This window comes from Arhodomonas sp. KWT (assembly GCF_010993615.1).
This window is the reverse complement of sequence record NZ_WNXE01000038.1, coordinates 11353-13852: the sequence shown is the minus strand read 5'-3', so window position 1 is coordinate 13852 and position 2500 is coordinate 11353. Positions and strand designations below refer to the sequence as shown.

The window sequence follows — 2500 nt, the reverse complement described above, 5'->3', positions numbered from 1 at the left end:
CGGCGGCTGTGACGGAAGTCCGCGAGGGTGTTCAGGCCCTCGTCGCCGACCAGGTAGACGCTGCCACCACGGCCGCCATCGCCGCCGTCAGGCCCGCCCCTGGGGACGAACTTCTCCCGCCGGAAGCTCACGCAGCCGTCCCCGCCGTCACCGGCGGCGACCCGGATACGCGCCTCGTCCACGAATTTCATACCGCCACCTCGAGCCGGCCCTTACCGGCAAAAAAAAGCCCCGTCCTGCGACGGGGCTTTTCGGGATGCGTTCGGTCGCCGATCAGCTCGCCGCGCGTATGCTCACGAAGCGCCGCTTGCGCGGCCCCTTGCGCTCGAACACGACCTCACCGTCGCTCTTGGCGAACAGGGTGTGGTCGTGACCGATGCCGACGTTGGCGCCCGCGTGGAAGTGCGTGCCGCGCTGGCGAACGATGATATTACCGGCGCGCACCGCCTCGCCACCGAAGCGCTTCACGCCCAGGCGCTTCGATTCCGAGTCGCGACCGTTGCGGGTACTACCGCCTGCCTTCTTATGTGCCATGCCTCGTTAACCTCCGATTCAGCCGGCGTTGATGCCGGTGATCTTGACCTCGGTGAAGTGCTGGCGGTGGCCGTGCTTGCGGTGGTAGCCCTGGCGGCGCTTGAACTTCACCACCTCGACCTTGCGGTCACGGCCGTGGGAGACCACCTCGGCGGAAACACGGCCGCCGTCCACCAGCGGAGAACCCACCTTCACGTCGTCGCCGCCGACCATGAGCACCTGGTCGAACTCGACCGTGGAGCCGGCCTCGGCCTCCATCTTCTCCACACGGAGGACATCGCCCTCGCTGACGCGATACTGCTTACCGCCCGTCTTGATCACGGCGTACATGGCTGCGTTCTCCAAATCCGGTTCGCTGCTAATGCAGTCTGGGAAACTAAAGACCGCGAATCATAGGCTTCGCGCCGCGCGAGGTCAACTCCCGCGGGCGTTTTCTTGACACCCCCCACCCCCCTCTCTAGCATCCGGTCGACTCACCACTCCAGGAGCTGCCCGGGACGGACCATTTAATGGATCTCGCCGCCATTCGCGAACTCGTCACCGAGGACATGCAGGCCGTCGACCGGGCCATCCAGGACCGCCTGCGCTCGGACGTGGTGCTCATCAACCAGCTCGGCGCCTACATCGTCAACAGCGGCGGCAAGCGGCTGCGCCCGATGGTGGTGCTGCTGACCGCCCGCGCCGCCGGCTACGGGGGCGACCGCCACATCCCGCTGGCGGCCATCGTCGAGCTCATCCACACCGCGACGCTGCTCCACGACGACGTGGTCGACGGCTCCGACCAGCGCCGCGGACAGGACACGGCCAACCATATCTGGGGCAACGAGGCGAGCGTGCTCGTCGGCGACTTCCTCTACACCCGCTCGTTCCAGATGATGGTGGAGCTCGGCAGCACCGAGGCCATGGAGACCTTCGCACGCGCGACCAACACGATCGCGGAGGGCGAGGTGCTGCAGCTGCTTAACGTCCACGACGCCGACGTGGACGAGGCCCGCTACCGCGAGGTCATCTACCGCAAGACCGCGGCCCTGTTCGAGGCGGGCTGCCGCCTGGCCGCGCTGTTCGCCGGCGGCGACGACACCGCGGCGGCGGCCTACGGCCGCCACCTGGGGACCGCCTTCCAGCTCATTGACGACGCCCTGGACTACGATGGCAACCCCGCGGAGATCGGCAAGAACGTCGGCGACGACCTCGCCGAGGGCAAGCCGACGATGCCGCTTATCCGGGCCATGGAGGTCGGCGACGAGCATACCCGGGCACTCATCCGCGAGGCGATCGAGGCCGGCGGGCGCGAACGGATCACCGCGGTCTGCGAGGCCATTGCAAACACCGACGCCATTGCCTATACTCGCCGCCTCGCTGAGGAGGAGGCGCGCCAGGCAGAGGCAGCACTCACCTTCGCGAGGGACGATCGGCTCCGCGAGGCCCTCGCTGAGCTGGCACGATTCGCTGCCGACCGTCGCCACTAGCAGACAATCCGGGGTGTAGCTCAGCTTGGTAGAGCACTACGTTCGGGACGTAGGAGTCGCTGGTTCGAATCCAGTCACCCCGACCATTCCCCGAGAAGGGGCCGGATCGACGGATCCGGCCCCTTTTTCGTTGGAGCGTCGCCAAAACCCTCCTGTAATGTGGTCCCGGTCACACTCGTCGCGGAATCGCTGGACACGGCGGCAATGCGTCTGCTGAACTCCGCCACAGACCCTGCGTTGCCGCCGCCCGGTGGCGAGCGATCCGACTCCGACAGCAATCGAAGGGAGAGAGGCGAATGAATCCTGTGATGAACAAGAACGAGCTCATCGACGCCGTACGTGACCGCTGTGACGAGCTGCCTCGCAAGGCGGTCGCCGAGGTCGTGGACGCGCTGTTCGACACCATTCAGGGCACAGTTGCCGACGGCACCGATGTCAGCGTTACCGGCTTCGGGCGTTTCACCCGGACCGAGCGCGCGGCCCGGACCGGGCGCAAC

Annotated in this window: 4 protein-coding genes, 1 tRNA gene and 1 pseudogene; 3 read left to right on the top strand and 3 right to left on the bottom strand. The window is 67.0% G+C overall.

Going from position 1 to position 2500, the window contains the following annotated elements:
* From obgE to rplU, 3 genes and pseudogenes are all read right to left on the bottom strand, one after another.
* A pseudogene (gene obgE / locus G7A99_RS25355) lies at positions 1-191 on the bottom strand (GTPase ObgE); the annotation flags it as partial.
* A gap of 82 nt (positions 192-273) precedes the next feature.
* A complete protein-coding gene (gene rpmA, locus G7A99_RS08635) occupies positions 274-534 on the bottom strand; it encodes a 50S ribosomal protein L27 (protein ID WP_018717316.1) in 261 nt (86 codons plus the stop codon).
* Between the two features lie 18 nt (positions 535-552).
* On the bottom strand, positions 553-864 hold the full coding sequence (gene rplU, locus G7A99_RS08630; RefSeq protein ID WP_018717315.1) for a 50S ribosomal protein L21: 312 nt from the start codon (positions 862-864) through the stop codon (positions 553-555).
* Between the two features lie 179 nt (positions 865-1043).
* Between rplU and G7A99_RS08625 the strand changes: the two genes are divergently transcribed.
* The 3 genes from G7A99_RS08625 to G7A99_RS25350 all read left to right on the top strand — a co-directional run.
* Positions 1044-2003 carry a polyprenyl synthetase family protein gene (locus tag G7A99_RS08625; protein ID WP_163139553.1) on the top strand — a complete coding sequence of 320 codons (960 nt, stop codon included), beginning with the start codon at positions 1044-1046 and terminating at the stop codon, positions 2001-2003.
* Positions 2004-2012: 9 nt separating this feature from the next.
* Positions 2013-2089: transfer RNA gene (locus G7A99_RS08620), tRNA-Pro, on the top strand.
* A gap of 210 nt (positions 2090-2299) precedes the next feature.
* On the top strand, positions 2300-2500 hold a 201-nt coding region (locus G7A99_RS25350), incomplete at its 3' end, for an HU family DNA-binding protein (protein WP_371807605.1).